This window comes from Thioalkalivibrio sp. ALJ7 (assembly GCF_000376865.1).
Classification (GTDB): domain Bacteria; phylum Pseudomonadota; class Gammaproteobacteria; order Ectothiorhodospirales; family Ectothiorhodospiraceae; genus Thioalkalivibrio.
Genome location: NZ_AQXQ01000011.1, coordinates 189,893 through 213,591, shown reverse-complemented (window position 1 = coordinate 213,591; position 23,699 = coordinate 189,893). Strand labels below are relative to the sequence as shown.

The window sequence follows — 23,699 nt, the reverse complement described above, 5'->3', positions numbered from 1 at the left end:
CCACGTGGAAGAACAACCCGCGAGACGACACCCGGGATGCTGATCCTGCAGGGGGTGTTTGGGATGCAGGGCTCCGCCTACGGGCCCTGGAACGATCCGGCGGAGCCGAACGAATGGCTCACCATCGCTGAAAACGGTATCCACCTGCGCATCCATAGCCGTCACAAGACCTACCGTCTCGCGCGCTTACGCAGCAGCGGCATCCTCATACACGAACACCACCTACCCGCTGCGGAAGCGGAACTCCCCGAGAGGCGCGACGGCTCCTGGCTTGAGATTCTCTGGGGACCGGAAGGTGTGGAGGTAGTCTCGGATCGTATCGGGGCCATTCCGGTTCATTGGGCGATTCAGGACGGACGAACCTGGCTCGCCTCCCGCCTGACCGATCTGGCAGCCCTGATGCCCCGCACACCGGGGCCGGACCGAATCGGAGCCCTCTCCACCATCTTCCTGGACAATCCCTGGGGCAACCGGACCCTGCTGGAGGGGGTTTCACTCCTCCCTCCTGCCAGTCGTTGCCATTTCGCGAATCCGGGCCTGGCACCGCGTTGTACCCGCTATTGGTCGCCTCCACCCGTGTCCACAGCACCCACCGGGCCCATCGAGCCCTGGCTGGACGAGGCAGCCGAGCGACTCGCATCTGCGCACCAGGCTGGCGCGGCGGGCCTGGAGGCCTCCGCGGTGGCAATGCCCGTCACGGCCGGGCTGGATTCGCGCTGCAACCTTGCCCTGCACCCGGAGCTAAGCCAGCGGGCCCGCCTGTTCCATTGCCACGACCTTGGCAATGTCGAGTGGCCCTACGCCCGGAAGATCGGCCGTTACCTTGGCCGCCCGATCGAGCGGTTCGACTCGGCTGAAGGCATGCGGCACGCGGCTACCTTCGATCCGGCACTGGGCCCGGGCGATTTCAACATCGCCCACTGGCGGCTGGTTGGCACCGCACGGCGGCTCACGGAAACGGGTTCCACGGCAACAATCGACGGCTTCCTGCAGGACCTGCTGTTCAAGGCGACCTTCCTGCGTGATCAGTCGCGGGAGGCTCAGATCGAAGGGCAACTGGCACGAATGCGCTACAACGCGAAGGCGCTTGGTTTTTCCGCCGAGAGCGAAGAAGTTTCCCTGCTAACCGACTATATCCGCGAGGAGTATCCGAGTGCGGATGCAGGGCTGGATGCCAGCCAGCTGCACTACCTCGAGAACCGGAGTCGCCGCCTCGTGTACAACATCGTCCGCCTGAATCAAAACTACCTGGATGTCCGCACCCCGGCACTCGACCATCAACTGATGGACTTTGCCCTGCGCCTCCCCTGGGAACTTCGCAGAGGCTCCTGGCTTTATCGCCGCATCATCCACCGGCTGGACCCGAACCTGGCCGCGATCCCGTATGACAAGACCGGCCTGCCCCTTCTGGACCCCAGGCCCCGCTCCCGTGGCAAGGCGATCGCTCGCCAGTTGCGCCCCCTGCTCGACAGAGCCTGGCCCGGCCGACCCTTCCTTCAGCCCCCGGAGGGCAATTTCGCCCGTATCGCCCGACGGGATCAGAGTTTTCGAAGTGCGGCGGCGACCGCTCTTTCAGACTCGGAATGGCTGGAAAGCTGTCTCGGCACCAAGGGTGCGCGGATGCCCACTCAGTCAGGCAACCGCCTGGGACAAGCTGGCATCGACTGCCTCGGAGGCATGCTTACAATCAGCCTTCTGGAACGCGCCGTCAGGAAAGCCGACCGTACGGGAGATGGCGACACCACATGACGAATACCACGCTGATAGTCGGCGCCACGCCGCGTGTCGTAATTCCGCTGACCCAATGCCTCGCGATGCACGGCATTCCCGTGGTCGCGGCCTCACTAATGCCGGGCACGCCAGAGATGCGCTCTCGGTCGCTTTCCGGTTACTGCTATCTTCGTCCGCCAACCCTGTCGCCCGAGCTTTTTCGGGAGGACTTGCAGCGCGTCATCGAAGAATTTGGGGTAGACACGATTATCCCGACGGGGGACGAGGTGCTGTCAGCACTGTCGCTGCACGAGGAGGAGTGGCGCTCCAAAGTGCACCTTCTCTGCCCACCGGCGGAGACGTTCCGCAAGGTGCTGGACAAGGGCAAGACGCTGGAAGCCGCGGAAGCGGCAGGCGTGCCGATCCCGCAGACGTGCGTGCTGACGAGTCAGGATGGTCTGGGCGCGACGCTGGAGGGGTTCCGTTTTCCGGCTATCGTGAAGCCGGCGGACAAGGGCCGGGAGACGGCACTGCGCCTGCGCTACCTGGAGGATCGGGATACGCTCGACAAGCTGATGGCCTCGCACTTTCGTTCCGGGGATGCCTGGATGCTGCAGGAGTTTGTGCCGGGGCACGGGGTTGGCATTGAGGTGCTAATGCATGACGGCGAGCCGGTTGCGACCTTCCAGCATCGGCGCCTGAAGGAGTATCCGGTCGCGGGGGGTGTTGCGGCCCGCTGCCTGGGCGAGACGCCCGATCCGAAACTCCTGGACCACTCGCTGCGGTTGCTGCGCGCCTTGGGGTGGGAGGGCGTGGCGATGGTGGAGTTTCGCCAGGATCCCGACACTGGGCGTACGGCGCTGATGGAGATCAACGGGCGCTACTGGGGCTCCATCGCGCTGCCCTTGCAGTGCGGGGTTGAGTTTCCGTGGTACCAGTGGCAACTGGCACATGGGGAGACACCCGAGCCAAAGGGCTATGCGCCGGGTCGGCGGATGCGCTGGCTCGCGGGGGACGTGCTGCGCCTTCCGGAGGCGGCGGCCGCCGCACTGGGCCGCGAGTACCCGGCCCGGCGGGCCGCGGCGGATTTCGGGACATTCGCCTGGGATTTCGTGTCGCCCCACACCCGCGATGCCTTGTGGAGCTGGCGCGATCCACTACCCGCACTGGAGGATCTCGGCCGCGCCATCCGGCAGGTGAGCGCGCAGATCTGGAACAAGGTCGCGCGGCGCGTATTGCCGTGGCGCTGGTACGCCGCACTACGCCCGATCATGCGACTCGGCGCCGTGGGCGTGGTTCGCTATGCCGCGCTGGGACTACGCAGCAAGCCCCAGGCACCCGACGCAGAGACGATTCGAGCGGCACGCTCGGTGGTGTTTGTCTGCCATGGCAACATCATCCGCAGCGCGTTTGCAGCCGCCTGGCTGGAGCGGATCGTTGCGGAACGCGGAAACGCTTCCGGGATCACGATTCGGTCTGCCGGGCTGTGCGCCGAAGACGGCAATCCCGCGCATCCGGATGCGCGTGCTGCCGCGGAGCGATTGGGCATTTCCCTGGAGGCGCATCGGGCGCAACGGCTGGACCACGAGATCGTCCAGCAAGCTGATCTCATCTTCATCATGGACCGGCTGCACCGAGTGCGCATGCAACAACAGTTCCCCGAAGCGGCCAGACGCACGTACCTGTTGGGCACCCTGCACCCGGATGGCCGGTTCGCCCGCGACGGCCAGCAGATCCGCGACCCCTACGGTGAAGGCATGGAAGCTGTGACCAAATGCCTGGAGGGGCTGCGCCCCTGTGTGGAGGCATTGGCCGGGATCGGCGCAGCAAAATCCGGAGGTGCGCAATGAGCCTTCAGCAGGACGTACTGGACATGCTCGAGGCCGAGTTGGAACTGGGCGGACGCACGCGAGGGTTCGATGCGGACACTCGGTTGATGGGGGATGTGCCGGAACTGGATTCCATGGCCGTGGCCTACGTGGTCGCCGCAATGGAGGACCGCTTTGACATCCGCATCGAGCACGATGAGGTCTGCGCGGAGCTTTTTGCCACGGTGGGTTCGCTGGTGGCGTTCGTAGAGGCCAAACAGGCCGAGAACCGCTGAACGAGGTCAAGGGCGGTTTTCACCACGAAACACACGAAGGCGCGAAGAAGGGCCAGATCAAGGGCCATTTACAGGGACGCGGGAAGGCAGGGAGGAGAACGGGATTAAAAGGACTGACTTGGAGCTGTCATTGCGAGCGGAGCGCGGCAATCTGCCGGGCCAGCGCTCGGGCAATCCCTTGCTGATCGCCGCATCGCTTTGCGACTCGCGATGACTGGCCTTGGGCGTGTGGTGGCTCGGCGCGGCGTCCGAAATCGCCTTGGTTCGGACGGTTACATTGAATGCCTCCGCGCCTTCACGACCTTCCTGTAGATAGCTTCTGACCTTGACCTGGCTTTTCTTCGTGCCTTCGTGTGCTTCGTGGTGAATCTACAGCCCTTCAGGTGGATTCGTTGCGGGGCAGGAAAGCTTCCGGGGCCGGCACCGGGGCCTGCCGGACATGGCGCGCGACGCGCGCGCGCAACAAGCGGCGAAGCGGGGTGCCGTCGTTGTCGCCCGGCCCCAGGATCAGCGCGTGTTCGACCAACTCCCGGGCGGAGTCCGGCAGCCCCTCGTACCCTTCGCGGTAGATGATGTCCTTGATGGCCCGGTTTTCCATCCGGCCCTGGGCCTGGCGGTGCATGCGCCGCCAGTGGGTGAGCAGGTCGCGTGGCGACCAGGGACAGAGACGCTCGCCCTGCCAGGCGGCCTGCGGCACGGCAATGATGTGCTGCTTGTCCCAACGGTTGGCGCGCGGATCGAGGTCGTGGCAGATCCACGACCCGATCAGACCGTCACCCCGGTACAGCCCCCAAGGCTGGAACAGCCCGCGCGCCACCAGGCGCTCGACAAACTCGCCGCGCAGGGCGTGCAGTCCGCCCAGGACCCCACCGTGGCGGGTAACGAACTCGCGCATTTGTACCGCGCCGGCATGCTCGCCCGCTGGCATGCCTGTGGCCGCCGTTTGCTCGGCGGGTGCGGCCTCGCAGCGCTCGCGAAGTACCTCCAGGCCCGCGCCGTCGGGAACCACGTAACCATCCACAAAAAGGTGCCAGCGGGCATCGGGCCGCAGGCCGTGGATGTACTGGTTCCAGGCGTTGGCCTTGTCCCCCAGCGTGATCTCCACCACCCGGGCGGGATACGGCCAGCGAGCAAGCACCTCGCGCGCGGCCCCGGCCGTTCCTGTGGCGGGTCCGTTCACCACGACCGTTAGTTCCGGCGACTGCCAACCACTGGTCGCATGGCGCAGGGCTGACAGACAATCCTGAATGCGCGCCCCCTCGCGGCTGGCGAAGACGCAGATGGACCAATCCACTGCACGTTCGCAGGAGCGCGCTTGTGCCAGGCGTTCCAGCAGACTGCGGTAGGGGGTCTGTTCCATCGGTCTTGGCGGTATCCGTTCGGGATGGGCGCCAGATTAGCAGGATTGTGGGACCAATCCGGCGGCTCGCATCACGCCGGCCGGTCCCACCCGGCCAGAGGAAACGGGAGGACCGTTCATGCCGAACCATGCAATACGCAGGAGCGCGCGCTATCCAGGGCAACACGGATTAGTGTACACACTCGCGTTGGCACCCCAGGCTTTCCGAGGGAAGGTGCGCGACGCAGCGGGTAGTAGTTCTACTCGCAAGTGGCACGACGCAGGATCGGGGAACCTGGGGCACCAACCCCCACAAGCGATTGAAAGACGGGGCTCGGCCGCCCGTTGTTATCAAAAACGGGCGCGCGCACGGCGTTGCGGCTTCCTTGTGCAGGATGACTGCACGGCGGTCGCCGCGCCTTGTTCGCAAGCAAAAACGACTCGAGCGGGAGTGCGTACACTAGTCCGTGTTGCCCTAGCGCTCGTCGCCATGTGCCTGCCCGTGATCGCCGGGGCTGAATCGCGCCTGGTTTCGGATGCGACACAACTGGAACGCGCCCTGTCTCAGGCCAGTGCGGGTGGCGTGATTGAACTGCGCCCGGGCGACTACCAGCTGGAGCGTCGTATCAACCTGCGGGAGCCCGGCACCGAGGCCGAGCCGATCGTGCTGCGCGCGAGCATCCCCGGGACGGCGGTGATTCATTCCCGCCACAGCACCGCGATCAAACTGTTTGCGCCCCACTGGGAGATCCGCGATCTGGACTTTCGCGGGGATGGCGGCGGCAACCACGCCCTGCACATCGTGCGCGAAGCCGATCATGTCCTGGTCGAGGGCAACCGCTTTCGTAACTTTCACGCGGCGATCAAGGCCAACGGCGAGGGTGACCCAAGGCGTTTTCCGGACCATGTGCAGATCCGCCGTAACGTGTTCGTGAACGATGCCATCCACACCACTCGATGGCCGGTTGTCGCCATTGATATTGTCGGCGGACAAGGCTGGCGAATCGAGGAAAACTTTATCGCCGACATTGCGCAGGGCACGCCAGGCCGGCATGGCTCGCCGGGGTTCGCAAAGGGCGGCGCGGCGAACGCCGTATTCGACCGCAACCTAGTCATCTGCGAGTGGCGCCACACGGGCCAGCGCCGCATTGGGCTGTCGCTGGGTGGGGGTGGCACTAGCCCCGGTGTTCTGGACCGGCGCGAGATCGGGGATTGCGAGACCTGTCCGGAAAGCGTGAACAGCCAGATGACCAACAACATCATCCTCAACTGTCCGCAGGAACCGGGGCTTTACCTGAATCGCGCCGAGGGAGCACTGGTCGCCAACAATACGGTGTTCAACGCCTACGGCATCCAGGGTCGTTTCCCGGAAACGCGTGCGACAGTGGTGGACAATCTGATCACCGGCACCGTATGGGCGCGCGACGACGCCGAGCTCGAGACCGAAGGCAACGTCGCCACTGGCTGGTTTGACACCGCCGCTTACGTGCCAGGGCTGCGCGACGAACTGATCCAGCGGATCGGCTATTACCAGGAACGCTATCCCAGCTGGATTCCCGAGCGCATCGCGCGCTGGACCCAATCGGCCATCGAGGGTACGGCCGACTGGGCACACAACAGCCTCCTGGGACAACGCCATGCACCCATGGAGCGCTGGCTCCTGGCGCCCGGGCTGGGCGACCTGCGACTGGACGAGCCGGATGCCCGTCCGCTGGGTTCGGGCTCGGAACCACCCCGAGTCGAGCACGACTTCTGCGGGCAACCTCGCCAGGGTCGCGCCGACGTGGGCGCCATCCAGTACTCCGCCGGCACCTGCCACCTGCCCACCGAGCTCGAACGCCGCCACGGCCGCCTGTTCAGCGACCTGTAGACCTGCGCAGGTCTTTCTCGCCACAGAGTTGGCGCCCCGTCCGGGGACGAGGCGCTGTCGAGCAGCAAACCGGGGCTCGGGACGTCTGCCAAAGCGCCACACAGGAAGACACGAAGCCCGGAAGGAGGCGTAAGGGGCACTCCCATACCGGGTTGGACGCGTTGTGCTCCGGTCATCCACCGCCTCCCTGTGGGAGCGTGCTTGCACGCGAATACCGCCCGTGTCCCTGGCCACGCCCCCTTCGCGGCCAAGGCCGCTCCCACACCCCCCTCGCCGAACGGTGCGCTTCGCTGCGCTCAACCGCACCCAACCCTACGTACTGGCAGTTTGTGTCGCGCAAGGAGCCCCTATTGCAGGATGCCGATGGATCAGGCGAATCGCATCAAGCTCAGGATCACTACCGAGAAATTCTTCCAGCCTTCGTATCTTCCTGTGACGCGCCTGTGCCCGCATCACGATGCCCACGTTTCCAGAGCATTCCGATAGCGCCCTGGCGCCATCAGGTCTGCTCTGAAGAACCGGAGTCCAATTCGGCAAGCCGAACTTCCCATTTCCGGGTTGCGCCCTCGCCCGGCCAGGGTGCGGGTGGACCCGCCTGGCTGGCAGTGAGGCCAAGTGAAGAGCGGCACGAGGCGTCGGTCGACTCCGTCTCCCGCACCAGACGTCGATTTCCGGCAGGGTTGAGCCACCGTGGATGCGGCTTCCGAGAGGACGGATGCAGGTGGAGCTGGTAACGCAGGACGGCTTTGGCGTCGTCAATCTCCAGTCGCGCCGCCCACCGATACCCTGGGTGGGTCGGCGGACGCAGGCCCTGCTGACGCCCGAGATGGCCGCCGAGGAGGCGCCAGTCCAGGGTGGCTCGTAGACGATCCCAGAGTGTGCGTTCCGGGGCGCGAGTCAGACGAACCGGGCTTCCAGAACCTGTAAGCACAACTCCCGAATCGACGGCCTCCACCGTGACGGCGTCAAGCCGCGTCATGCCGAACAGCACCTCGTCCGCCTCCACGATGGGTGTCCCGCCCGCATGCCCCGGATGTTTCTTAAGGGATTCCGCACTGATCCGCGGCGGTGGCGCCACGACCGGGCGGCCGTCTACCTCCACATGGAACGGGCACATGGCCGCCTGACGCAGATCCACCATCGAGCGGCCAAATCCCTGGACCGCCTGGCCGCGTGTCGAGATCTGCGCGTCCACGCGCTCGCCCCGAAACCGCAGCAGACCGGCCTCGCGGTCTTCGTGGATTCCCTGCTCCGGGTTCCATGCAGGCGTCCAGTCCGGCAGCGAGGTTCCTGTGAGCCAGGGATGGCCGTTTATGGTTGCGGATAGTAGACCGGCGAACCAGGCGTTGTAGACGCTCAGGAACATGTAGCCATCCCACCCGGCCGCTTCACCGCAGCCGCCCCCAGGCGTCAGCCATAGGAGGCCATCGTCGCGACGCTGGCACTCAAGACGCTGGCGAATGTTGCGGGCGACGCGGAGCACCTCCTGCGCCGCATCCGGCCGCAACGCATCAGGGCGCTGCAGCAGTCCATGCAAGACCGTGAGCAGGCAGGCATCACCAAACAGGGCATGATTGCTGCGCCCGAAACCGCCGCAGTAGCCGGCATCGGTCAGGAACAGGCGCAGCCAGTCGAGGCCGCGTATCAAGGCCCGCTCCAGTTCAAGGTCGGGGTCGCGGCCCAGTGCAAGGTGCAGACACAGCAGATATTTCAGATGGTAGGCAACCGGTGTCGCGATCCCGCGCTCCGCATTCGGCCGCCGCGGGAAGTCGATGAAACCTCCCTCGCGGGTCGTCCAGCGCCGCACCTGGGCCCGCAAGCGACGCCGCTCCCACGCCAGTCGTCGCGGGCTTTCCGCCTCGCGTACGCGCAGCGCCTGCGCCAGCAGGCTCCAGTTGTTCGATGGGTAGGTCCGCGCCAGCGGACACAGCGAAAGCATGGCATGAACGGATCGGAGATCCACATCCGGGGATTCTTGCCGGCCTAGCGTCTCGGCCAGCAGCCCTATTCCAAGCCGATTGAACGGCTCATGACCTCTAGCGTGCGCCGGCATCCGCGCCCATTGCTCAAGGGGCTTTCGCCATTGGGTCCCGCTTGATGTCACCAGCATCGCGAGTGCCGAGAACACCGGGGCGTAATGGTCGGATGGCGAGGGTGCGTCCGAGCAAGGGTCCGAGAGCGTGCCATCTGCGCGGACCAGTGCCCGCAGCGCGCCGGAAACCCCTGTGGTCAATCTCAAGAGGGCACGTCGTTCTCCCTCGACCGCATCCTGTCCATCATCTCTTTGCATGCAGCGATGCTCCCCCGGTTGGCCGCCCCCTGCAAGCCCACACCCAGAGGCGTCGAGATACTTTACAACTGCTATCGCATGTAGCCGCTAGGTGGACATAACTTACTGCCATGCGGTTTTTTTGCTCCGTCGGCATAGAGATTGCTTGCATAACACCCACGGCAAAAAGGCCGAAACGCTATCAGCGTTCCTGAGGTGGAGCCTGCCAATCCTCGGGCAATTCGAGATCCGCAGGCGTGACCCGTGACTGGAGAGCACTATGTCCCTTTCTAAAAACACCCTTGGCGCGCTAGCTGCGCTCGCCATGGTTGGCCTGCCCCTGTCGGCACAAGCCGCGCCGATTACCGGTGAAGAAGTCGTATCTTCGTTCGATGCCCCGAGCACCAATGCACTGAACTTCGCTCAGGAAGTGCCCAGCCGCGAGGGCCAGGTGGCGCCCTATGTCCTGGTGACGAATTTCGGCCTGGATTCGATCACCCTGGATTTCTTTAATGACTCAGCAGCACCGGTCGCATTCTTTGAAGTGCGCCAGGACGGCGAAGTGCTGCGTACGGGAACCCCTCACCCCGTTGTTCCCGATGACTTCATCTACAGCGGTGTAGGCGTCGGAAGCTTTTATGACATGACCGAAACCAGCGTGGAATTTTCCGCCAACGACTACGTTGAAGTGCGCCTGGCCCTGGGCGGCGAACGGGACTGGGACTTCGACTGGACTCGCTTCGATGTGGAGGCTACCGAGGTACCCCTTCCTGCCACGCTGGGCCTTTTCGGACTCGGCCTTCTGGCGCTCGGTGCAGCTCGCCTCCGTCGCCGGAGTTAACGAAGAACGGGCATTTCGGCATGACCAACGCCTGCGAATCGCAACCGTTGGTCATGCCTTTCGCCTGCAAGCAGGCTCCTGCGGCGGCTAGTTGCGTGTAGGAACCTGCTTGCAGGCGAAGTTCCCGGCGGGCCCGCTGTGGTCAATCCGGCGATCTACCTTCCCTGTTGACCACTTCTTTCAGGCGCCCTACAAGCGTTGGGATGCGCGCCTCCCAGCGGTTTTCGCGGGCGTAAGCGATGATGGCTTGTCGGTCCCACTGGCTCTGCAGGGCCTCGGAGATCGCATCGCGCAGGGCTTCGCCGTCGCCGAGCTCGACCAGACGGCCGAGCCAGTCGGCGTGGATGACCTCGGCGTTGCCGCCCACGCGGGTGGTGACGGTCGGGAGGCCGCAGGCGGCCGCCTCCAGGAATACATTGGCCCAGCCCTCGAAGCGGGTGGCGAGTACGAACAGGTCAGCAGCGGAGTAGTAGAAACGCAGTCGTTCCGGGGCGATCGCGCCGGTGAAATGCACGCGTTCGCTCACGCCCTTCTCCTTCGCAAGCCCCTGTAGCCAGGCCAGTTCGTTGCCGTCGGGACCACCGCCACCCACGCAGAGATAGTACAAATCCGGGTGCTGCTCCAGGAGCGCCGGCATCTGCTCGATCACACGGTGGAAACCCTTTCGCTCGTTCAGTCCGCCGACGGTGATCATGATCTTGGCCTTTTGCGGCAAGCCAAGTTCGCGGCGACAGGTCTCGCGATCTTCGGGCTGGAAGTAATCGAGGTTGATGCCATTAGGCATGACCTGCACCTTTTCGGACGGGATGCCCATCTCTAGCGCGAGGCGGCGAAGGTCGTCCGACACGGAAAACACCCGAGCCGCGCCGTGCATAGCATGCAGCGAGAGCCAGCGACATACACGCGTGCGCGAGATGCGCAGCAACGTGCCGCGCAGGGTGATGGTCCAGGGGAGCTTGACCCAGCGGCCCAGCAGCCACGCGGCGACACCGTCCGGGTAGATGAAATGGCTGTCGATGGCGGTGATGCCCTGTTCGCGCTTCAGGCGCCGTACAAGCGGCAGGATGCTCAGCGCCAAAAACGGACCGTCGGTCCATTTCATGATGCCGGGAATACACAGGAACGGGGGGTGGTAGACATCGACCCCGTCCTGGATCTCGTGGCGCGGGATGGGCGGGCGAAAGTGCGGCTTCCAGAATCGGCGGATCAACCCCTGCCCGGGAAACCAGGCGACCGGGGCCACCACGACCAACGGGATATGCTGCGCTACGCGGAACATGCGTTCGCGCACGAACACGCCGTAGGTCGGCTGTACCGCGTTGGGGAACACTCGCGACAGAACCAGCAGTTTCATGCGGCGTCCCGACTCGAGGACGCCACTTGCTGGATGCTCTCGATCACGTGCCGGGCATTGGCCTGCCAGGTATAGCCGCGCGAATCCACCAGTGCTGCGGCCTGCTCCCCCAGTCCCTGACGCCAGGCATCGTCTGTGAGCAGGCGTTCGAGCTGCTCCGCCAGCGCGCCCCAGTCGCGAGGCGGGAACAGCAGCGCCCCCTGCTCGTGCTGGACGACCTCACGGATGTTCGGCTTGTCGGGCGCAACCACAGCACGGCCAAGGGCGAGGTATTCGAACAGCTTGATCGGGGACGCGTAGTCGGTCACATCCGGCTGCACGGCGATATCCAATGCAGCGATATGGGCCGGGATCGCATCGCGTTCGACCGGGCCGGTGAAATGCACGCAGGCCTCCAGCTCTTGTTGTGCCACCTGGTTGCGCAGCGCCGGGATGGCCGGACCGTCGCCGACGACCAGCAGGTGCAGATACGGGTGGCGCGCGCGCAGGCTGGCCATAGCATGGATCAGGCCATCGACCCCGTGCCAGGGACGAATCCAGCCCACGAATCCGACCACCCTCGCCTCTTGCAGGCCGTAGTGCTCGCGGATCGCCGAGCCGTCCACACCCGTATGGAAATGCGCTCCGTCGACGCCGTTGGGCATCACCATCAGGCGTTCGCGCGGCACCCCGCGTGCGGCGAAGATATCGGCCATGGCCTGGGTCACCACGATGGTTCGATCAGCACGGCGGCAAAGCCAGTCCTCGATGGACTGGGCCAGGCGCCGGAGAACCAGATCGCCATGGGTTTGCAGCTCGAGGCTGAGCGGGGCGTTCACCTCCAGCACCAACGGACGACGGGTAAGCCACGCGACGAGGCGTCCGGCGAAGCTGAACAGGCTGTAGCGTTCGTAGATGAAGGTCGGCCGGTGGCGCAAAACCGCCACTAGCAGCAGGATCATCGCCGGCAGGTTGTAAGCCAGCGAGAGCAGCTCGTAGAACCAGAACGGGATCGGCACGCCTCCAAGCGTAGGGCGCGCATCCCCGTCGTCCGCGGGTTTCGACGAAGGAGCCGACGGGCCCCCTTCCGGGCGCCCCGGCGCACGCCGTTGCAGTGGTGCCACCATGTGCACCTCGTGCCCGAGCTCGCGGAACGCATCGCACAGCGCACGGATGTGAATGCCCTGGGCATCCTCGCCACGGGTCCGGTGGTGGTAGAGGATCTTCACGATTCCAGGGCCTCGCTCTCGACCCAGCGGTACTTGCCGGACGGGGACGGCGCGATGTGGTCCACGAGCTTCAACCGCACCGGCACCTCGGCATGCAGGATGCCCTGCATACCCCGCGTCACCGCCCGGGTTTCGGCCTCGCCCCAGGGACCGTTTGCGATCACCTCGATATCCAGGCTTAGGTCGGCGCGCTGCACCAGCCGGTATTGCGCAACCTGCGGCATCTCGCGCATCACGTAGTTGGCGGCGGACCCGTGCACCCGACGCCCCTCGGACCCGGCCAGGAAGTCGTTGCGCCGTCCTTCCAACCGATCCAGCGTGGGCAGTGGCGAGCCGCAGGGGCAGTCCGCACCATCACCCAGGCGTCCGCGGTCACCCACACGGTAGCGTACGAATGGCATGCTATAGCCATCCAGGTTGGTGATTAGCAGGTCCCCAATGCCGTCTTCGTCGGGCTGATCGACCTCCACATGCACATGCTCGGTGGCGATATGCAGGCGCCCGTGCGGGCACTCGTGCGCAACCAGTCCACCATCGCGCGAGCCGTATTCGTTGGCGACCGGACACCGCAGGATGCCCGCGATTTGTTCACGCACCTGCGGGTAAAGCATCTCCGAGGTACAGACCACCACCTGTGGGCGCCAGCCACGTGCCAGGCCCGGATTCGCTTCGAACGTCTGAGCCACGCGCACGATCACGGTCGGATAGCCGTACACGAGCCGAGGGCGAAAACGGCCAAGGAAGCGCACATAGGCCTCCAAACGTTCCGGCGTCAGGTCGTGCGCCGACAGCACGACCTGGTTGAGGAAGTAGCGATCCTTGATGACGCGCATGCGCGAGGCCTTGCTCAGTTCGATCGGCGAGCCCCAAAAATCCACCTGCCGATCGCCCGGGCGGATGCCAAACCAGCCGCGAAAGCGGAGCTTCTGCGCGTTGTGGCGCGCTTCTTTCACGCGATCCGACCAGAACACCAGCGGCCGCCCGGTGGAGCCGCCGGTACTGGAGGGCAGCAAGGGGCCAGAAGCGTTGTCGGCCAGCAACTCGCGCCCGCGCTCGCGCACGCTGTCCCGCTCCAGCACCGAAAACGCTTCAAGGTCCGGGGGCGACCCCGCCAGGATCTCGCGATAGTAGGGAACGTTGGCCGCGCAGTGCGCGAGAAGGGCTTCCAGCTTGTTCGTGTGTTCGTGCGACAGCCATGTCCCACCGGCGCGCTCGCCCCGCTGTAAGGCACGCAAGTGGACGGGCGTCTCACGCCCGCGCAGCCTTTCATGCAATGGCCACAACAGATGCCGTGCCAGCGTCTGAGGCATCCGTAACGGCCAGTCGGGCTGCGGCAACAGTTCCTTTTGGCGGAAGGCTTCGCTCATGCGTCCAGTGCCTTCATTGGATCCGTTCGGCGGGGACATCGACCCGCTGACGCAGGAACGATTCGAACATCAGAAGTGCCCAGAGCGGGCGCGAATGGTCGGAGCGCCCACTCTGGTGTTCGTCCACCAGCTGGCGCAGGCGGTCAGGATTGAACCAGCCGGAGTCGGCCAGACGATCGCCGAGAACAGCCTGGCGCAGCGTGTCGCGCAACGGCCCACGAAACCAGTCCGCGATGGGCATTACAAACCCCTGCTTGCGCCGATAGAGCACATCATGCGGCAGATCCTGCTCGAAGGCGCGCTTGAGCACATACTTGCCCTCGCCCTGATGCAGGCGCAGGTTGGCCGGCAGAGTCGCCGCCCATTCGACGAACGGATGATCGAGTATCGGTACCCGAACTTCCAGACTGTGAGCCATGCTGGCGCGATCGACCTTGGTCAGGATATCGCCGGGCAGCCAGGTCTTCAGGTCCAGGTACTGGACGAAGTCCAACGGCTCCTCCTTCGAGGCATTGGCCGCGTGAGTGTGCAGTACCTCGCTCGCCGCGTACCCCTGAAGCTCCTGACGAAAACGCTCCGAGAAGAGTCGAGCGCGGCTGGCATCATCCACCACCGCGACGCTGCGCAGGTAGCCTTCCACTGCATCCCGCGCCAGCGCCTGGAAGGTCGCTTTGGCGCGGAACGCGCGAGGGGCCCAATCAGCCTTGGGGTAGAGCGCTGCCAATGCCCCGAATAGCGGGCGGCGCACGCCGCCCGGCAGCAAGCCGCGCAACCGCTCCTCCTGGCGAAACCCCCGGTAGCGGCGATAGCCGGCCAGTGTCTCGTCGCCACCATCCCCGGACAGGGCAACCGTCACGTGCTGCCGCGTCAGGCGCGAGAGCTCGTAGGTCGGCAGCGCCGAGCTGTCCGCAAAGGGTTCGTCATAGAGCTGCGCGAGCGGGTCGATTAGCTGCATCCGGTCCGCGTCCACCTGATCGAGGAAGTGCCGCGCACCCACCCGTTCGGCCACCGCGCGCGCATGATCGCTTTCGTTGAAACGGGGATCGCCAAAACCTATGGAACAGGCATTCACTGGCGCATCCGAGAGCTGACTCATGGTCGCCACCACGGCGCTGGAGTCCACGCCGCCCGACAGAAACGCCCCCAGCGGCACCTCCGAAACCATACGGATATCCACCGCCTCACGCAGGCGCGCGCGCAGCTCGTCCCTGGCCGCGTCCGTGCTGGCGGGACTCGAGGCGGCGAAATGAAGATCCCAGTACTGGCGCGGCCACGCTGTTTCCGTTCCAGGCTGCAGGGTCAGGGTATGGCCTGGCGGTAGCTTGCGAACGCCAGAGAAGATGCTGCGCGGATCGGGGACATAGCCGTAGGCGAAATATTCCTCCACGGCCTTGGGATCGAGGTCGCGCGAAAGCTCCGGACAGGTCAGCAGCGACTTGATCTCGGACGCGAACAGCCAGCGCCCGTCGGGCAGGTGCGCGTAATGCAGCGGCTTAATACCCAGGCGGTCGCGGGCGAGGAACAGGGTCTGCTGATTGCGATCCCAGATGGCGAACGCAAACATGCCGCGGAAGTGCTCGACACAGGCCTCGCCCCACTCTTCCCAGGCATGAACGATCACCTCGGTGTCGCAGTGCGTACGGAAGTGATGCCCGCATGCCTGGAGCTCTCGCATCAGTTCGGGGAAGTTGTAGATCTCGCCGTTGTAGACGGTGAGCACACTGCCGTCTTCGTTGCCGAGGGGCTGCTGGCCACTCGCCAGATCGATGATCGACAGCCGCCGATGTCCCAGCGCAATACCCGGCTCGAGATGCGTGCCGCCTTCATCAGGGCCGCGATGAACCTGCACCGCATTCATGCGCTCAAGCAACGAGCGGTCGGGCGTGGCCGCGTGGTCGGCGGCGAGTATGCCGGTGATGCCGCACATGGCTAGTGGTCCTTCAATGGGATCATTGCCGCTCTCGCGCCACGGGAACCCGGCGAGCCCCGTGGGCAACCAGGACTTCCTGGTAAAGCGCGGCATAGGCGTCGACCATGCGCTGCAGCCCGAAGGTCTCGACGGCACGCTGGCGTGCGGCCTGACCCTCCCGGCGGGCGCGCTCGGGGTCGGCCACGTACGCGGCGAGCACCACGCTGAGCGCCTCGGCATCGCCAGGAGAGATCAGGGTTCCGTTGACCCCGTCCTCGACCAACTCCGGCAAGCCGCCAACCCGCGATGCCACCACTGGGAGCCCCGTCGCCATGGCCTCTAGCACCGTGACCGGAATCCCCTCCGCCAGTGACGGCAGGACGAAGAGATCCAGCTCGCGTAACTGTTCCGGCATTTCGCTGCAGTTGCCGGGCAAGCTGGTCTGGTCTTCTATGCCCAGCTCCGCAACCAACGCACGCAGCTTGCCTGCCTCGGGGCCATCCCCGATCAGCACCAATCGCAGACTCGGGAATTGCTCCGGCATCCGGGCGCGCAGAAGGGCAAATGCCTGTACCAGCGTCACCTGATCCTTGACGGGTGCAAGACGCCCTACCGTGCCAATCACGCGGCACTCGGGCGCCGATGAAGGTGCGGTCAAGTCTGCAGTGAAACGTTCGGTATCCACCCCGTTCACGATGTGTTGCACTCGTTCGGTCGGGATTCGGGCCACGTCCGTCAGGTAACGGGCCAGGTGCGCGGAAACGGTCACGTGGCGATGCACCCAGGGACTCAGCCAACGACGCAGTCGGCGATACTTTGGGTTGGTGCCGTCGAGATCGGCCATGTCCCATCCGTGTTCCGCATGAACCCGAGCAGGAACCCCGCTCAAGGCGGCCACCGGCTGGCACTCGAGCGCGGCAAGGTTGGAGCTGTGGACGATATCCGGTCGCAGCCGACGCAACAGACGCCACAGCCGAAAGAACATGCCGAGCCCAAGACCCGGGGTCTTGTGGAGCGCGTGAATCGGCACGTCCTCGGGGACCCTTGCACTGAAGGCCGTGTAGTCAGCGATACAGATAATCACGTGGCGGAACTGCTCCCGTGGCAGGTGACGGACCAGCTCGATCAGGATGTTCTCGAGCCCACCGACATCGAGCCGGTACACGATATGGGCCACGAGGGGGCGTTCATCGCGGCCATCGCGAGCAAGCACATGGGGGGTGGCACTGGCCATCAACGCGAGCGGACCTCATCCAGCTGATCCAGCATCGTTGGGAGGGCATGGTCGACATACCGCCCCAGTTCGGACTCGGCCGCCTCCTGGGCATCGTCGTACTCGACATAAAACACGAGCAGGGCGGCATCATCACGTCCACCGACCAGCCGGTTCAGGGCCTCGCGCGCCTTTACCTCGTGTGGCCGGGTCGTAAGCGCCCCACCGACCCAGTACAGACGCCAGACCAGTAGCTGACGATCCGGGCCGCGCAACCGGAACCGCTCGGCTCGTACGCCATTCTCCAGAGACACCGAACCCAGCCGCTGTTGCGTCCAATCAGACTGATGACGGCCGGCAAGGATGTTGTCCCAGCCGACCATGCTGCCGTAGCGATGCTGCTCGCGGTAATAGGCGACATGAGCACCCACTGCGGGCGCCTCCTCCATGCGCGCCACCCAGCCTCCGCGCTCGGCGCGGGCATAGCGGTAGCCCGGCTGCCAGGACGCAGCGGACTCGACATCCTGAGCTTGCCAATCCGCCACCGCAAACGGTCCGGACCCGAGGCCCTGAACCTGGCCCAGGTCACGCTGGTTCATCCACTCGCTGTAGGCCGGGGCCGCTGCAACCATCAGTACGCCCAGAAGCCCCACCGTGGCCAACCGGCCCGGTCCCGAAGAACCCGCCTGATGCTGCGGTGGCTCCACGTGACCCGCCGAGGCCGGGGCACCGTCCTCGCGCCATATTGTGCCAATCCAAAACATCAGGAAGATGACGAAACCGAAAAAGAGCCAGCCATAGATCAGGTGGTCCACCCCGGCGGCGTGCTCCATGCCGCTTAAATGCCCGATCATCACGATCATGTAGGCACGCAAGCCATTGGCTACAATCGGCACCACGATGGACACCGCGACGAACACCAATCGACGCCACATGCTGCGGTACATGATGTAGGCGTAAAGCGTACCCAGCGCGACCGAGGCAATCAGATAACGCACACCCGAGCAGGCCTCCACCACCGACCAACTCCCGGTCGGTAGCTCGAACTGCAGACCATCGCGATAAATCGGAATGCCCGACAACTGGACGGCGTACACGGTGAAGTCGGCGGTGAAATCCATTAGTGGCGGGACCAGGAAGTTGCCGAATGGTACGGCGAACAACAGGTATGCGAGGGGAAACTGCAAGGCTCGCAGCACGGCGTTGCCCAGGATCAGCCAAACCACCGTTGGAATCATCAACGTCGCGGCAAACTGGCGCACCGAGGTCACATCGACCAATTCGGCCATCACCCAGGCCAGTCCCAGAAGTGCCATCGGGATTAACGCCCAGGCATTCGGCTGCGGCGTCAGACCCGCCAGTTCATCGCGCTTGAGCCAGACCAGAAAGAGCACGATGGGGACAATCAGAAAGCCGTGGGTAAAGGTCTCCGAGCGCGACCAGGTATCCACCATGGATGCATAGGTGGGCTGAAACACCAGAAGCGTGATGGCCAACAGAAGCGCCAGCACAGCCAATGGCCACCACCAGACGCGTCCGGGCAACATCCCGTCGAGCATGGACGGGGCAGTCTTCATGTCGTCTCCATACTGGGGGCCGCAGTGGATGCCACGGGTCCCTGCAGGTAGCCGTCGAGCCGCGCCAGATTGCGGGCCCAGTCGTAATCGGTTTCGACCCGTTTGCGGGCGCGCTCGCCGCGCTCCGACGGACCTTCTGCGAGTCCCCGCAGCACCGCACGGGCAAAGGCTGCGGGTTCGGCAGGGGCCTCGATCACCTCCTGCTCACGCTGCGCGGAAAGGCCCTCCAGGGCCTGTGGCGAGGCCACGACCGGGCGCGCCAGCGCCATGGCCTCCAGGACCTTGTTCTGCACCCCGCGGGCGATACGCAGCGGGGCCACGGCCAGGTCGGCATGTCCGATCCAGGCACGCATGTCCTCGACAAAACCGGTGACCATCACCCCAGGCAGGCGCCCAAGTTCGGTCACTGCCGGGGCCGGTCGACTGCCCACGATGTAGAACAACGCATGTGGTTCCTGAACACGGATTTCCGGGAACACCTCGCGGGCAAACCACACTACGACATCGACATTGGGCCAGTAGTCCATGGCTCCGCTGAACACCATCACGCGGCTGTAGGGAGGGTAGGGATTGTGGGCCGGTACCCGGTCCGGCGCGAAATGCGCATGGTCGACCCCATTGTTCATGGCGTGAATACGCTCCGCACTCTCGGGTGCACGCTCGCGAAATGCTTCGGCCTCATCGGGCGAGACAAACAGGCTGGCCGAGCTACGGGCGGCTTGCCGGCGTTCGTAGGCTAGCAAGCGGCGCCCCTCCCGGCGATAGATCGCGCTCAAAGGCCAGGGCCGGGTCGCGGCGTACTGGGTCCACTTATCCGAATCGACATCCACAAAGTCGGTGACCTGAACGACCCCCGGATGGCGCTCCAGGTACTGGCTCATAGCGGAAGAAAAGATCAGCGCCCGCGAGATGGAATGACGCTCAATGGTGTCGTCGACCCAGCGCTGTAGACCCCGGTCGCGATACCACGGCAGCGTCAGCGGCGCGCCGGTCGCGAGCCCTCCCAGCGCCCGCAGCCGGGCGCGCCGGCTATCCAGAGGACGGATGCAGGTGCTGGCACACAGTCCCTCGACCTCGGCCGTATGCACGAGGTCATCGGGATCGTCGACGAAGGTGCCCAGGTGCACACGGTAGTGCTGCGTCAGATAGCGCAGGATGTGATGCGAACGGATCTTGTCGCCCTTGTTCGGCGGCCACGGAATCCGATGCACCAGATATAAAAGATCATCCATAGGGCGTGTTCACCACGAAGCTCACTAAGGCACGAAGAAGGACATTCAATTCAAAGGACCAGTCGTTTGAGGCCATCCTTGAGGCGCACACTGTTGAAATTTATCAGCAGGGCTTGCGAGATATTGGCGAGTTTCATGTATGTGAGGGTTTGGGCCTCGTGAATCCTTTGCAGGGCGTCCACGCTTTTCAGCTCCAGCATCAGTCTGTCCTCGACAAGAATGTCGATACGGTAGCCACAATCCAGCTCCTGCCCTTTGTACGTGACCGGTATCGGAACCTGAGAGACGCAGTACAGATCGGATTCCAGCATTTCGTGCACTAGGCATTTCTCGTAAACCGACTCCAAGAGCCCCGGCCCAAGCTCGCGATGTACCTCAATCGCCAATCCAATGGCCTTCTTCGATAGCGGGTCGAATTCCATTTCTTCCCCATAGTCACTTGCTGGTTTCCCTTTGTGTCTTCGCGGTCAACCCGCTCTTGCAGTAGCCGCTCTCCGTGCGCCCCGTGGCCCCGGTGACAAGCCCAGCGCTGCATTTGAACTTGCCTTGGCATTCCTTCGTGTCTTCGTGTTCTTCGTGGTAAATCCGCCCCTGACCTTGACCTGCTCGGTGTTCTCTATGGCCGCGGTGCTGGAAAGGCTCTTCAACCGAGGGAGCGGGAGAGCTTGGGGCCGAGCCAGTTGGCGACGGGCAGTGGCAGGTGCTGCCAGGCCTTGATGAAGTAGCGGTACTTGGGGTTGAGCGGGTTTACGTCGGGCATCTCTCGCGCGCGCACCAGGTGATACTCGTAGTACAGCGGCAGCGGCTCGAAGCCCCAGTTCTTCTTGAAACTGAACGATCCGGTATCACGCTTGCTGCGACCGAAGTCGTATATACGGTATCCGTCCTCACAGGCGCGGCGCATCAGCTCCCAGTAGAGGAAGTCATAGCCCGCGACCTGGCGCGCTTCGGGCGTACCTGCGCCGTAGTATGGAAGTACCTCGTCACGGAAGTAGAAGGTCACGACGCTAGCGACCGGGTCACCGTCGTGCAACGCCGTGAGCACTCTGCATTCCTCGCCAAACACGGCGAGCAAAGTCTCGAAGTAGTGTCGGCTGAAGACCGGGGTCCCCATACGCCGCACGTTGGACGCGAAGATTGGATAGAAGCGCTCGATATCGGGCTCGAACTCGCTCGTCAGACCTGCCTTGATTCCCTTGCGCACCATGCGGCGCTGCTTGCGGGGAATCGCATTCATGTTGGCCTCGACCTCGGGCTCCATCACCTTGCGGAAGGTGAAGTACAGATCGTTCTTGGTTGGCCGGTCGGGATACTGCGGCTCCAGATGGCGGTATTCCAGGTAATCGACCTGCAACTCCTCGGCAAGTGACCGGGCGCGCCGGTCCAGGGCCTCGAAGGCCTCTGGAGTCTGCGCGGCAATGCCGCCATAAACACCAAACGGGATCGAAGCCAGGGCGTCGCCGAACAGACGCGACCGCACGCGGACCAGCGGCAGCACGCCCTGAACATCCCCGCCCTGCTCCGCATAAAGAAACCAGACGGGATGCCCGAACGCGCGCTGCATGACTGTTGCCCAGCCGGCGCGGTGGAAGAACGTAGCCTGCGGGCAGTCATCGACGAAGGCATCCCAGCGCGCATGGCCGGTCGAATCGAGTGTGCGAACCTGGATGCGCAGCGCGCCCGTTATCCGTTCCTGGTCTTCAGGCGACTGATACACGATCGCCCTCCGAGGAGGTCAAAACAGGTGCCCGCAAATCGAGGGGGACGGCGAATACCCGATCCATTCGATCCCATCGGAAGTCCTGCAACAGGCGATCCAGACGCGCCTCCATACGGTGCAGGTTCACGTAGTGCCGGAAACGCGTCTTGGCGGTAACGCCGGAAATACGCGGCTGGCCGGGGTCGATCTCCCAAGGGTGGAAATAGAACACTGCAGGCATCGCATCGACCCGCTCGATCCGCTGCAGGGCCCGTCGCGAGATGGAGTAGGGAAGGAGCCGGAAGTAGCCGCCGCCAGCCGCCGGCAGATTTCGGCCGGCCATGCGCAGTGTCGCTGGCGGGAGTTCCAGGATGCCTCCGTCCAGTGGACGATGGGGCTCGCGGGGGGCGCTCGGCATCCCGTAGTGATCGTGGCGGACCGGGTAAATGCTTGAGCTGTAGTCGTGCCCTGTCTCGTCCAGAATCTCGAGCGCCCAGAGGTTGTCGGCACCAATGGAAAAACTGGGTGCGCGATAGCCCCGGATAGGGGACCCGGAAAGGTCCTCAAGCAACCCGCGCGCGCGGATCACGTCGGCGCGGAATGCTTCAGGCGTGAGATCGGTTACGCGCTGGTGACCGTAGCCGTGGCTGGCCAGCTCATGACCCGCCTCGACGATGCGCCGAATAGCCTTCGGGTAACGCTCGGCGATCCAGCCCAAAGTAAAAAAGGTGGCATAAGCACCGCGGCGATCAAACAGGTCAAGGATCCGATCAAGATTGCGTTCAATCCGGCACTCGCGTCCATCCCAGGAGTCCCTCGGGATCTGCGGGGCCAGGGCGGAAACCTGAAAGTAATCCTCGACGTCGACCGTGAGTGCATGCTTCATCGGCGCACGGGCTGGGGCGGATGACATGACGTAGCCGCTCCCTAATGCCCGGTCCCGGTGCCGCGCGGAGGCTCCAGGTCGTACTGGTCACGCAGCGTTTCGAGGACTTCCTGCGACAAACGGAAGCTGATCGAGATATTGCGCTCGATCCGATTCAACCGCTCATGCAATGCCTCAATGTCCTGTTCAATACGGACCAGCGCCAAGCGGTCCTCGACGCGGCCTTCGCCGTTCTCCAGTTCCTTTTCCTCATCCGCCGAACGCTCGGTGGTTGCAGTGGGTGGCGCGGCCTCTTCCAGTGGATCCTGCCCCAGATCTTCCTCAATCTCGTCGATCACGACTTGGGCATGGGCGCCATCCAGATGGGTGCGTTCTTCCAGGTAGCCCATTAACAGCAGGCGATCGCAGAAGGTATTCACCTTGCGCGGGATACCGCTGGTGTATTCGTGGATGCGTGGCCAGATGTCGTCGGCGAACTCCGGGCAATGCTCCCAACCCACCCGGGTGAGCCGGTGTTCGATGTAGGCACGGGTATCGTCCTCATCCATCGGGCCCAGGTGGTAGGTCGCGATCACCCGCTGGCGCAACTGCTGCATGTTCTCGCTGCGCAGCAGACGCCGAAATTCGGGCTGGCCGAGGAGAAAACTTTGCAGCAGAGGGCCATCGTCTCCCTGAAAGTTCGACAGCATGCGCAACTCCTCGACCGCATCCGGGCCGAGGTTCTGCGCTTCGTCCACCACCAGGAGCGCCCGTTGCCCACGGGCGCGCGTATCCTTTAGAAAGGCTTCAAGGCGCCGCAGCTGGCCGGCCTTGTGGTTGGGGGCATCATCCAACCCGAATGCGAGGCAAACCGAGCGCAAGAGGTCCTCGGCGTCCAGTTGTGTGCTGACGAGCTGTGCCGCCACCAGCGGTTTGTCATCAAGCATCTGGAACAGGCTGCGTACCAGCGTGGTCTTGCCGGCACCGATCTCCCCGGTGATGACAATGAAGCCTTCCTCCAACTGCACCCCATATTCGAGATAGGCCATCGCGCGGCTGTGGCCCTTGCTCGCGTAATAAAACCGCGGGTCAGGGCTCAGTGCGAAGGGGCGAGCTTCCAGTCCGTAGAATTCTTCGTACAT

General features: G+C 64.3%; 18 protein-coding genes. 5 read left to right on the top strand and 13 right to left on the bottom strand.

The features are described from left to right. Positions 1 to 36 precede the first annotated feature (36 nt). Genes D002_RS0107330 through D002_RS0107320 form a run of 3 tightly spaced genes read left to right on the top strand, consistent with a single transcriptional unit; the run spans position 37 to position 3,814 of the window. Positions 37 to 1,749, top strand: coding sequence for a hypothetical protein (locus tag D002_RS0107330; RefSeq protein ID WP_018141265.1), 1,713 nt, complete (start codon positions 37 to 39; stop codon positions 1,747 to 1,749). Next, complete coding sequence (locus D002_RS0107325; protein ID WP_018141264.1) at positions 1,746 to 3,560, top strand: ATP-grasp domain-containing protein; 1,815 nt, start codon at positions 1,746 to 1,748, stop codon at positions 3,558 to 3,560. The genes D002_RS0107330 and D002_RS0107325 overlap by 4 nt, the downstream gene beginning before the upstream one ends. Beyond that, on the top strand, positions 3,557 to 3,814 hold the full coding sequence (locus D002_RS0107320) for an acyl carrier protein (RefSeq protein WP_018141263.1): 258 nt from the start codon (positions 3,557 to 3,559) through the stop codon (positions 3,812 to 3,814). The genes D002_RS0107325 and D002_RS0107320 overlap by 4 nt, the downstream gene beginning before the upstream one ends. Positions 3,815 to 4,193: 379 nt before the next feature. Here D002_RS0107320 and D002_RS0107315 read toward each other — a convergent pair whose 3' ends face one another. Further along, complete coding sequence (locus tag D002_RS0107315; RefSeq protein ID WP_018141262.1) at positions 4,194 to 5,174, bottom strand: hypothetical protein; 981 nt, start codon at positions 5,172 to 5,174, stop codon at positions 4,194 to 4,196. 430 nt (positions 5,175 to 5,604) lie between these two features. On the opposite strand from D002_RS0107315, the gene D002_RS0107310 reads away from it, so the two are divergent. Beyond that, positions 5,605 to 7,023 (top strand): chondroitinase-B domain-containing protein, encoded by a 1,419-nt coding sequence (locus D002_RS0107310; protein WP_231362923.1) that lies wholly within the window; start codon positions 5,605 to 5,607, stop codon positions 7,021 to 7,023. Positions 7,024 to 7,522: 499 nt separating this feature from the next. Here D002_RS0107310 and D002_RS0107305 read toward each other — a convergent pair whose 3' ends face one another. Next, positions 7,523 to 8,962, bottom strand: a complete 1,440-nt coding sequence (locus D002_RS0107305; protein ID WP_018141260.1) for a hypothetical protein — start codon at positions 8,960 to 8,962, stop codon at positions 7,523 to 7,525. A 610-nt stretch (positions 8,963 to 9,572) separates the two neighbouring features. Here D002_RS0107305 and D002_RS0107300 point away from each other — a divergent pair. Beyond that, positions 9,573 to 10,133: a PEP-CTERM sorting domain-containing protein gene (locus tag D002_RS0107300; protein WP_018141259.1), complete on the top strand. Its 561-nt coding sequence runs from the start codon at positions 9,573 to 9,575 to the stop codon at positions 10,131 to 10,133. Between the two features lie 142 nt (positions 10,134 to 10,275). On the opposite strand, the gene D002_RS0107295 is transcribed toward D002_RS0107300, so the two are convergent. From D002_RS0107295 to D002_RS0107245, 11 genes are all read right to left on the bottom strand, one after another. After that, positions 10,276 to 11,487 carry a glycosyltransferase gene (locus D002_RS0107295; RefSeq protein ID WP_018141258.1) on the bottom strand — a complete coding sequence of 404 codons (1,212 nt, stop codon included), beginning with the start codon at positions 11,485 to 11,487 and terminating at the stop codon, positions 10,276 to 10,278. After that, positions 11,484 to 12,695: a glycosyltransferase family 4 protein gene (locus D002_RS0107290; RefSeq protein WP_018141257.1), complete on the bottom strand. Its 1,212-nt coding sequence runs from the start codon at positions 12,693 to 12,695 to the stop codon at positions 11,484 to 11,486. The genes D002_RS0107295 and D002_RS0107290 overlap by 4 nt, the downstream gene beginning before the upstream one ends. Further along, on the bottom strand, positions 12,692 to 14,062 hold the full coding sequence (locus D002_RS0107285) for a phenylacetate--CoA ligase family protein (RefSeq protein WP_018141256.1): 1,371 nt from the start codon (positions 14,060 to 14,062) through the stop codon (positions 12,692 to 12,694). Before D002_RS0107285 ends, D002_RS0107290 begins: the two co-directional genes overlap by 4 nt. Positions 14,063 to 14,075: 13 nt before the next feature. Next, the gene (locus tag D002_RS0107280) at positions 14,076 to 15,989 is read right to left on the bottom strand and encodes an XrtA/PEP-CTERM system amidotransferase (RefSeq protein ID WP_018141255.1); all 1,914 of its coding nucleotides are present in this window, start codon (positions 15,987 to 15,989) and stop codon (positions 14,076 to 14,078) included. 22 nt (positions 15,990 to 16,011) lie between these two features. Next, complete coding sequence (locus D002_RS0107275) at positions 16,012 to 17,205, bottom strand: TIGR03088 family PEP-CTERM/XrtA system glycosyltransferase (protein ID WP_018141254.1); 1,194 nt, start codon at positions 17,203 to 17,205, stop codon at positions 16,012 to 16,014. Further along, positions 17,205 to 18,761 carry an exosortase A gene (xrtA, locus tag D002_RS0107270; protein WP_018141253.1) on the bottom strand — a complete coding sequence of 519 codons (1,557 nt, stop codon included), beginning with the start codon at positions 18,759 to 18,761 and terminating at the stop codon, positions 17,205 to 17,207. Before xrtA ends, D002_RS0107275 begins: the two co-directional genes overlap by 1 nt. Continuing rightward, positions 18,758 to 19,993 (bottom strand): TIGR03087 family PEP-CTERM/XrtA system glycosyltransferase, encoded by a 1,236-nt coding sequence (locus tag D002_RS0107265; RefSeq protein ID WP_018141252.1) that lies wholly within the window; start codon positions 19,991 to 19,993, stop codon positions 18,758 to 18,760. The genes xrtA and D002_RS0107265 overlap by 4 nt, the downstream gene beginning before the upstream one ends. 50 nt (positions 19,994 to 20,043) lie before the next feature. Then, complete coding sequence (locus tag D002_RS0107260; RefSeq protein WP_018141251.1) at positions 20,044 to 20,415, bottom strand: GxxExxY protein; 372 nt, start codon at positions 20,413 to 20,415, stop codon at positions 20,044 to 20,046. Between the two features lie 221 nt (positions 20,416 to 20,636). Continuing rightward, a complete protein-coding gene (locus D002_RS0107255) occupies positions 20,637 to 21,662 on the bottom strand; it encodes a FemAB family XrtA/PEP-CTERM system-associated protein (RefSeq protein ID WP_231362932.1) in 1,026 nt (341 codons plus the stop codon). Positions 21,663 to 21,693: 31 nt separating this feature from the next. After that, on the bottom strand, positions 21,694 to 22,605 hold the full coding sequence (locus tag D002_RS0107250) for an XrtA system polysaccharide deacetylase (RefSeq protein WP_018141249.1): 912 nt from the start codon (positions 22,603 to 22,605) through the stop codon (positions 21,694 to 21,696). A 14-nt stretch (positions 22,606 to 22,619) separates the two neighbouring features. After that, positions 22,620 to 23,699 carry an XrtA/PEP-CTERM system-associated ATPase gene (locus D002_RS0107245; RefSeq protein ID WP_018141248.1) on the bottom strand — a complete coding sequence of 360 codons (1,080 nt, stop codon included), beginning with the start codon at positions 23,697 to 23,699 and terminating at the stop codon, positions 22,620 to 22,622.

Coding starts and splice junctions, on each gene's coding strand:
- D002_RS0107325 (WP_018141264.1), top strand. CDS start 1,746: ATGACGAATACCACGCTGATAGTCGGCGCCACGCCGCGTGTCGTAATT.
- D002_RS0107275 (WP_018141254.1), bottom strand. CDS start 17,205: ATGGCCAGTGCCACCCCCCATGTGCTTGCTCGCGATGGCCGCGATGAA.
- D002_RS0107285 (WP_018141256.1), bottom strand. CDS start 14,062: ATGAGCGAAGCCTTCCGCCAAAAGGAACTGTTGCCGCAGCCCGACTGG.
- D002_RS0107305 (WP_018141260.1), bottom strand. CDS start 8,962: ATGCTTTCGCTGTGTCCGCTGGCGCGGACCTACCCATCGAACAACTGG.
- D002_RS0107265 (WP_018141252.1), bottom strand. CDS start 19,993: ATGGATGATCTTTTATATCTGGTGCATCGGATTCCGTGGCCGCCGAAC.
- xrtA (WP_018141253.1), bottom strand. CDS start 18,761: ATGAAGACTGCCCCGTCCATGCTCGACGGGATGTTGCCCGGACGCGTC.
- D002_RS0107315 (WP_018141262.1), bottom strand. CDS start 5,174: ATGGAACAGACCCCCTACCGCAGTCTGCTGGAACGCCTGGCACAAGCG.
- D002_RS0107320 (WP_018141263.1), top strand. CDS start 3,557: ATGAGCCTTCAGCAGGACGTACTGGACATGCTCGAGGCCGAGTTGGAA.
- D002_RS0107330 (WP_018141265.1), top strand. CDS start 37: ATGCTGATCCTGCAGGGGGTGTTTGGGATGCAGGGCTCCGCCTACGGG.
- D002_RS0107250 (WP_018141249.1), bottom strand. CDS start 22,605: ATGTCATCCGCCCCAGCCCGTGCGCCGATGAAGCATGCACTCACGGTC.
- D002_RS0107300 (WP_018141259.1), top strand. CDS start 9,573: ATGTCCCTTTCTAAAAACACCCTTGGCGCGCTAGCTGCGCTCGCCATG.
- D002_RS0107280 (WP_018141255.1), bottom strand. CDS start 15,989: ATGTGCGGCATCACCGGCATACTCGCCGCCGACCACGCGGCCACGCCC.
- D002_RS0107245 (WP_018141248.1), bottom strand. CDS start 23,699: ATGTACGAAGAATTCTACGGACTGGAAGCTCGCCCCTTCGCACTGAGC.
- D002_RS0107295 (WP_018141258.1), bottom strand. CDS start 11,487: ATGAAACTGCTGGTTCTGTCGCGAGTGTTCCCCAACGCGGTACAGCCG.
- D002_RS0107260 (WP_018141251.1), bottom strand. CDS start 20,415: ATGGAATTCGACCCGCTATCGAAGAAGGCCATTGGATTGGCGATTGAG.